This window comes from Streptomyces sp., from assembly GCF_019510245.1.
Classification (GTDB): domain Bacteria; phylum Actinomycetota; class Actinomycetes; order Streptomycetales; family Streptomycetaceae; genus Streptomyces.
The window spans coordinates 1-7,411 of the sequence record NZ_JAEKKT010000388.1 but is presented as its reverse complement, the minus strand read 5'-3'; the positions used below and the strand labels follow the sequence as shown (position 1 = coordinate 7,411).

At 68.3% G+C, this 7,411-nt stretch carries 8 protein-coding genes and 1 pseudogene; 7 read left to right on the top strand and 2 right to left on the bottom strand.

The features are described from left to right. The first annotated feature begins 92 nt into the window (after nt 1–92). From JF597_RS52540 to JF597_RS52520, 5 genes are all read left to right on the top strand, one after another. Nucleotides 93–1,181, top strand: coding sequence for a hypothetical protein (locus JF597_RS52540; protein WP_294013996.1), 1,089 nt, complete (start codon nt 93–95; stop codon nt 1,179–1,181). Nucleotides 1,182–1,238: 57 nt separating this feature from the next. Beyond that, nucleotides 1,239–1,829, top strand: a complete 591-nt coding sequence (locus JF597_RS52535; protein WP_294014002.1) for a TetR/AcrR family transcriptional regulator — start codon at nt 1,239–1,241, stop codon at nt 1,827–1,829. A 151-nt stretch (nt 1,830–1,980) separates the two neighbouring features. Next, the gene (locus JF597_RS52530; protein WP_069758598.1) at nt 1,981–2,571 is read left to right on the top strand and encodes a TetR/AcrR family transcriptional regulator; all 591 of its coding nucleotides are present in this window, start codon (nt 1,981–1,983) and stop codon (nt 2,569–2,571) included. A gap of 112 nt (nt 2,572–2,683) precedes the next feature. Then, the gene (locus JF597_RS52525) at nt 2,684–3,178 is read left to right on the top strand and encodes a PaaI family thioesterase (protein ID WP_294013994.1); all 495 of its coding nucleotides are present in this window, start codon (nt 2,684–2,686) and stop codon (nt 3,176–3,178) included. Between the two features lie 133 nt (nt 3,179–3,311). Continuing rightward, nucleotides 3,312–4,076 (top strand): phosphotransferase, encoded by a 765-nt coding sequence (locus JF597_RS52520; RefSeq protein WP_294014000.1) that lies wholly within the window; start codon nt 3,312–3,314, stop codon nt 4,074–4,076. A 78-nt stretch (nt 4,077–4,154) separates the two neighbouring features. On the opposite strand, the gene JF597_RS52515 is transcribed toward JF597_RS52520, so the two are convergent. Then, nucleotides 4,155–5,114, bottom strand: a complete 960-nt coding sequence (locus tag JF597_RS52515; protein WP_294013993.1) for a helix-turn-helix domain-containing protein — start codon at nt 5,112–5,114, stop codon at nt 4,155–4,157. Nucleotides 5,115–5,308: 194 nt separating this feature from the next. On the opposite strand from JF597_RS52515, the pseudogene JF597_RS52510 reads away from it, so the two are divergent. After that, a pseudogene (locus tag JF597_RS52510) lies at nt 5,309–6,247 on the top strand (NADP-dependent oxidoreductase); the annotation flags it as partial. Next, entirely contained in the window at nt 6,233–7,036 is an 804-nt protein-coding gene (locus JF597_RS52505) for a nuclear transport factor 2 family protein (protein WP_294013998.1), read from the top strand. The pseudogene JF597_RS52510 and the gene JF597_RS52505, both read left to right, overlap by 15 nt. 76 nt (nt 7,037–7,112) lie before the next feature. On the opposite strand, the gene JF597_RS52500 is transcribed toward JF597_RS52505, so the two are convergent. Further along, a partial coding sequence (locus JF597_RS52500; protein WP_294013992.1) for an alpha/beta hydrolase occupies nt 7,113–7,411 on the bottom strand: 299 nt, incomplete at its 5' end.

Sequence of the window (7,411 nt, the reverse complement as noted above, 5' to 3'; positions counted from 1 at the left end):
AAGCAGACCCGCAACAACAGCCGTCTGCCCGCCTGACCTCCCGGTCTCCCAAAGCCCATTGATCAGCCACTCATGATTTACCTAGGAGAGTCATGCAGCAGCAACACCAGCACACGGCCCGGCGCAGTGCATCCGGCACAAGGCGTTTTCTGAAGAGGAACGTCGGCATCGCGCTGGCGGTCACCGCGGCGGCGGCGGTCCTGGCCTCGGCCCCGTCCGTGTCCGCGTCGACATGGACGGGCCACTCGTCCAGCGGGTCCGTGGTCACCGACGTACGGACCGCCGCGACGTTCGACTTCGCGGCCGGTGAGATCCCCGAGAACATCACCGCCAACCCCGACGGCTCGGTGACCCTGTCCCTGCTCGGCAGCTGCGCGGTGTGCCAGCGCACCCACGGTCCTGAGCTGATGCGCATCTCCGCCTCCGGAGAGCGCACGGTACTCGCCACCGGGCAGGTGGGAGAGGCGATCAGCGGCAACGCCCGTGGCAGTGACGGCACCGTCTACTACGCGTTGTGGGCCCCGGGCAACGCGGACCGCAACGGCGTGTACAAGCTGCTTGCGGACGGTACCTCCGAGCGCGTCGCCGCTCTGCCCGCCGACTCGGGCCCCAACGGGCTGGCCGTCGACCCGACCGGACGCACCCTCTACATCGCCGACAGCCTCAAGGGCACCGTCTGGTCCGCTCCGGCCTCGGGCGGACCGGTGACCCCGTGGCTGACCGACACCGCTCTCGCACCGGTACCGACCGAAGCCCTGCCGATCGGCGCCAACGGACTCAGGTTCCACAACGGCGCCCTGTGGATCAGCAACTTCAACAAGGGCACCCTGCTGCGGGTACCGGTCACCCCCACCGGCACGGCCGGCCCCATCCACCAGATCGCGGGCGGCCTGCCCAACATCGACGATCTCAGCTTCCTGACCCCCTTCTCCGATGTGGTGTTCGCGGCTCAGAACGGCTCCTCCTCGAACAACGGCCCGGACAGGGTCGTGGTCATCTACCCCAACGGCACCTACAAGCCCGTCCTGACCAGCGCGGACGGACTTGCCTCGCCCTCCGCGACCGCGGTGCGCGGCGACCGGCTCTACATCACCGACGGCGGGGTCCCCGACCCCCACGACCCGAAACTGCAGACCGCGAGGATCAACTTCCCGGCCTTGCTTGCAGGCGCGGCACACTGACCCGACCAGGAGGCAGCCGGAGCACCCGCCCCGGCTGCCCTCGCGATGGAGGAACACATCGTGCGGTACCCGAAAGAACACAAGCAGGAGACAAGGCAGCGTATCATCAGGACGGCCGGCCGCCGCCTCAAGCACGACGGCATCGACGGCTCCGGGGTCGCCACGCTCATGAAGGACGCGGGGCTCACCAACGGCCCCTTCTACGCCTACTTCACGTCCAAGGACGACCTGGTCGCCACCGCGGTCGCCGACCAGATGCGCGCCCAGCACGAGAACATCGTCGCGCAGGCGGCACCCGGCCGCGCCGGCCTGGAACAGATCATTCGCTGGTACTTCTCCCCCCAGCAGCGTGACGACATCGAGGACGGCTGCCCCAACGCCGCCCTCCTCGACGAGATCGCACGCTCCACAGACGCGACCCGGCAGGCCTACACCGACGGCGCGCTGGTCCTCATCGACGGCTTCGCCGCCCGCCTGGCGCCCCACGACCCGCCATCAGCACGTCTCAAGGCACTCAGCCTCCTCGGCATGATGGCCGGCACCCTGCAACTCTCCCGCGCCCTCACCGACCGGCAACTCGCCGACCAGCTCCTCGAACAGGGGATCCGCAACGCCCTCGCACTGATAGACGCCGAACAGCACGAATGAAATCCGGCCCGTGCCGCCCTCGCTGATGCTGCACCACGCCCGCTCGCCCTTCGCCCCTCCGTCGACTCTTTGGATTACGTTTGCAATACCATAGACTGGCTGAGTCGGTGAAGGGCAACCGGTCCTTCCGGCCGGCGAAGGAGCGTGTGGCGTGGTGCGGTACGGCAAAGAACACAAGTCGGAGACGAGGCGGCGGATCATCGAGACGGCGGGCCGCCGGTTCAAGCAGGACGGTATCGACGGCTCCGGGGTCTCCACCCTGATGAAGGACGCGGGCCTGACCAATGGTGCCTTCTACGCTCACTTCGCATCCAAGGACGACCTCGTCACCACGGCCATCGCCGACCAGTTGACGGCGCAGGCCGAGAACGTCGTCGCGGCCGCTGAGCCCGGCCGTGCCGGACTCGAGCAGATCGTGCGCGGGTACTTGTCGCCCTGGCACCGCGAGAGCCTCGGCGACGGCTGCCCCAACGCCGCGCTGCTCGACGAGATCGGGCGCTCCACCGAGTCAACCAGGCAGGCGTACACCGACGGCGTGCTGATCCTCATCGACGGCATTGCCGCCCGCATGGCGCCCGAGGACCCGCCCTCCGCACGGGTGAAGGCGCTGAGCCTCCTCGGCCTGATGGCCGGAACGCTGCAGCTTTCCCGTGCCCTGACCGACACCCAACTCGCCAACGAGCTCCTCGATCAGGGGATCGAAAACGTCCTCGCCCTGCTGGACTCCTGGCAGCGCGTCTGACGTACTTCGGGTGCCATTTCGTCCCGCCGGAGTGGCTCCCTGGCTTCATCATTGACAGTCAGGTACGCCATGGCTAGGTTCAAATCTCGAACCCAGGTGGAGAGGCAGGGGCGTGGGACGGACGCGTACGTATGAGTGGCAGGATCCCGCGATTGTGGGAGCAACCGCAGGACGCGTCTCGGGCGTGGAGGTGCTGCGCGACCTGCTCGAGGGCCGCCTGCCCCCACCGCCCCTCATAGCCGCTCTGGACTTCGCCCTCGAGGAGGTGGAGGAGGGCCGCGTGGTCTTCTCGGTGATGCCGGGCGAGGAGCACTACAACTCCCTGGGCAGCGTGCACGGAGGGGTCTACGCCACCCTGCTCGACTCGGCGGCCGGCGGTGCGGTCCAGTCGACCCTGCCGCAGGGCACGGCATACACCTCGCTTGATCTGACCGTGAAGTTCCTCCGGCGGATCACCGTGGACACCGGCAAGGTCCGCGCCATCGGCACGGTCGTCAACAAAGGACGCCAAACCGCTCTCGCGCAGGCTCACTTGGTCGACGAGGGAGACCGCCTGCTCGCCCACGCCACCAGCAGTTGCATGCTCTTTCCACTCCCCGCGCCCTGAGCCGCCACCGGCAACGGCCAGATCACGGTCGTGAGAACTGTCCCGTGTGAGCCGCATGCCCGCTGGTTTCGTGGCTGCTTCTCTACACGGGAAATGGGTTGCGATCGAAGATCGTGACGCGAATGCTTCCACCATGAAAATGCACGCCAGCCAGCTGACCGTGTTACCCGAGACGGTGCGCATGTTGGTAGACCAGCAGTTTCCTGAATGGCGCAGCCTGCCGGTCAAGAGCATCGTGTCGCAGGGTACGGTCAACGCCGTCTTCCGGATCGGCGATCGGCTCGCCGCTCGATTCCCTCTTGAGTCCGCAGACGTCGAGTCGACGCGGCGCTGGCTGAAGTCCGAGGCGGAAGCGGCTCGCGAGCTGGCAGGTCGCACGCGTTTCCCCACGCCCGAGCCGGTCGCGCTGGGCGAACCCGGAGCAGGTTACCCGCTTCCGTGGTCGGTGCAGACGTGGCTGCCCGGCGTCGTGGCCGCCGACGAGGACCCGGGCGAATCGTCTGCGTTCGCCCGTGACTTGGCCGATCTCATCGGCGACCTACGCGCGATCGGCACGCAGGGCCGCACGTTCGCCGGCACAGGTCGAGGAGGCGACCTGCGGTCCCACGACGCGTGGATGGAGACCTGTTTCAGAAACAGCGAGCAACTCCTGGACGTCCCTCGGCTGCGCCGAATCTGGGCAACTCTGCGTGATCTGCCGCGAGGTGCGGCTGAGGACGCCATGGCCCATTGCGATCTGATTCCCGGCAACGTGCTCGTGTCCGACGGCCGGCTTGCGGGGATCCTCGACGTCGGCGGCTTGGGGTTGGTCTGGTACTACGTCAAGAGCAACCCGCCCATGAGCCGGACGGGTAGACGATCCTTGGAACGCATCCTGGAGGACACGTCGCTCGCGTGACGTGAAACAGCTGCCGGCCGCGGGTGGGGAAATCCTGCTCATCGCCGGGTCGGCGGAGCGCGAGCTGCGCGGCGGTGCTCAGTGTGCGGGGGACAGGGCGCCGCGGAAGGTGCGCCGGTAGGCGAGCGGTGAGATGCCGATGGCGGCATGCAGGTGCTCTCGCAGTGATGTGCCGCCGGCGAAGCCCACCTGGCCGGCGACCTCGTCCACCGGCTGGTCGGTGGTTTCCAGGAGGTGCCGCGCCCGCTCGACGCGCTGCTGGATCAGCCAGCGTCCCGGGCTCAGGCCCACCTCTTCGGTGAAGCGACGGGCGAAGGTGCGCAGGCTCATGTGGGAGCGCTCGGCGAGATCCGTCAGCGTCATGGGCTCGTGGAGGTTCTCCAGCGCCCATTGGCGGGCGGAGGCCGTTCCGCCGGCCGTGGCCTCGGGCACCGGATGCTGGATGTACTGCGCCTGTCCTCCGTCCCGCCACGGCGGGACGACGCACAGGCGGGCCACCTGGTTGGCGACTTCACTGCCGTGGTCCTTGCGGATGATGTGCAGGCAGACGTCCAGCCCCGAAGCCGCACCGGCCGAGGTCAGTACGTCTCCGTCGTCGATGAACAGGACGTCCGGATCGAGCAGGACCTGCGGGAAACATGCGCGGAAGAGGTCCGCGACCATCCAGTGCGTGGTGGCCGGCCGACCGTCGAGAAGACCGGCCGCGGCGAGAACGAAGGCGCCGGTGCAGATGGACACGAGGCGTGTGCCGGCGGCGACGGAACCGAGCGCCTCCACGACGGCCTCCGGCACTTCTGTCGTGACGGCGGTGGGGGTGAAGGGCGGGATGACGACGGTGTCGGCGGTGCGCAGCGCCTCAGGGCCGTGCTCGACGGTGATCGAGAAGTCGGAGTTGGTGCGGACGGGGCGGCCGTCGACGCTGCAGGTGAGAACCTCGTAACGACCGTCCGCCGCCTCGAAGACCCGGCTCGGAATGCCCAGCTCGAAGGGGTAAACGCCGTCCACGGCCAGGACGACGACTCGGTGCGGGGAGGTCATGGCGTGATCCCGTCGAAAGGCGTAATTCATGCCAGCGTATCGGACCCGCACTCTTGCCGCTGGATCACGGTCGACGCGATGAGTCGACGAACGTAGGCCATGGCGTGATCCCGTTGAAAGTTGGCATTCATGCCATGGCGACGGGGGTTGCAGGCCGCGACGCTGGACGGATGACGAACTCCGATACCCCCACCATGCGCGCCATCCGTCAGGACACCCACGGTTCCCCCGAGGTACTCAAGGAGGTCGAAGTGCCCCGGCCCGAACCGGGGTTGAGTGAGATCCTGATCGCCGTCCGCGCGGCCGGCGTCAACCCGACCGACTGGTGGAACCGGGCCCAGCCCATGACCGCCAACGGCCTGCCCCTCATCCTGGGCTGGGACGTCTCCGGAGTCGTCGAGGCCGTAGGCACCGGTGTCACCCTGTTCAAGCCGGGCGACGAGGTCTTCGGCATGCTGCCCTACCCCCACGGGGTCGGCGCCCACGCCGAATACGTGACCGCGCCCGCCCGCGCCTTCGTCCACAAGCCGGCCGGTGTCGACCACGTCCAGGCCGGCGCCCTGCCACTCGCCGCTTTGACCGCCTACCAGGCCCTCGTCGACACCGCCGACATCCAGCCCGGGCAGCGCGTCCTCATCCACGCGGCGGCCGGCGGGGTCGGCCATCTCGCCGTCCAGATCGCCAAGTCCCGCGGCGCCCACGTCATCGGTACCGCCAGCGCCGCCAAGCACGACTTCCTGCGTTCGCTGGGAGTGGACGAGGCCATCGACTACCACACGGTCGATTTCACCGAGGCCGTCAAGGACATCGACGTGGTCCTCGACCCGATCTCGCTGGACACCGCCGCCCGCGCCCGCTCCCTGGCCGTGCTGCGCCCGGGCGGCACCCTCGTCTCGATCCTGCCGGTGCCCATCGACCCCGACGAACTGGCCGACATCGCCGAACGGGGCATCCGCTACGAGGCCCTCCTCGTCGAGGCCGACCGCGCCGGCATGCAGGCCATCGCCGATCTGGTCGTAGCCGGCGCCCTGCGCGCCCACATCGAGGCCACCTTCCCGCTCGCCGAGGCCGCCAAGGCCCACGCCCTGGGCGAGACCGGCCGTACCACCGGCAAGATCGTGCTGACCGTGGAAGGGACGGTGAAGTCGCAGATCACCGTCCAGACCCTCAGGACCGCCTTCGACGGAGGCGACACGACCGCCATCGACCGGCACGTACGGCCCGACTACATCCAGCACAACCCCCTCGCCCCCGACGGCCCCGAGGCCCTCAAGGCGTTCGGTGCCGCCTGGCGCCAGCAGTACCCCGACACCACGTACGACATCAAGCGGGTCATCTCCGAGGGCGACCTGGTGCTGCTGCACTCCAACGTCGTCCCGGCTCCCGGTACCCGCGGGATCGCCGCCTTCGACATCTTCCGCTTCCAGGACGGGAAGATCGCCGAGCACTGGGACATCCTCCAGGAGGTGCCGGAGACCACGGCCAACGGCAACGACATGTTCTCCACCCTCTCCCGGCCGCAGGTCGAGGTGCCGGGGGAGCGGTGGTTCACCGCCTACAACAAGAAGCTGGTCACCGCGTTCGTCGACCAGCTCATGGTCCGCAAGGACCTGGCCGCCTTCGACACCTACGTGGCCCCCGAGTATCACCAGCACAACCCGAACATCCCTGACGGGGTGGTCGGCGCGAAGGCCGGACTGAGCGCGTACTTGGAGCAGTTCCCGCAGCTGAGCGTGGAGCCGAAGAGGGTCATCGCCGAGGGCGACCTGGTGGCCGTCCACAGCCACTACGTCGATGCACCGGGCGAGCGCGGCCGGGCGGTCCTCGACCTCTTCCGGGTGCGGGACGGAAAGATCGTTGAACACTGGGACGCCGTGCAGGACGTGCCGGAGACCTCCGCCAACGGCAACACGATGTTCTGACGGCCACCGGGTCGTAGCGGTCGCGCTACGACCCTGGGGGGGGACCCGCACCGGTCCATGTCAGACTCGGCCAAGCTCAGGACTCGAGGAACCGCAACGCCCTTGCGGCGAGGTCCTCGTGGTTCTGGAAGATCCCCCCATGCCCGGAATCCGGGTAGAGGGGGACGAGCTCGCTCTTGGGCAGTCGGGCGGCCAGGTCGACAGTGTTCTGACTGGGCACCATCCGGTCGTTCTCGCCGTTTGCCACGAGTACCGGTTGGCGAATCGCCGACAGGTCGGACGGTGCCTGGCGGCCCCATCGTTTGATGGCCTTCATCTGGGCGCGTACCGACGTCAGTGAGATGTCCTTGTCGCGGTTGTCCGTACGCTCCTCCA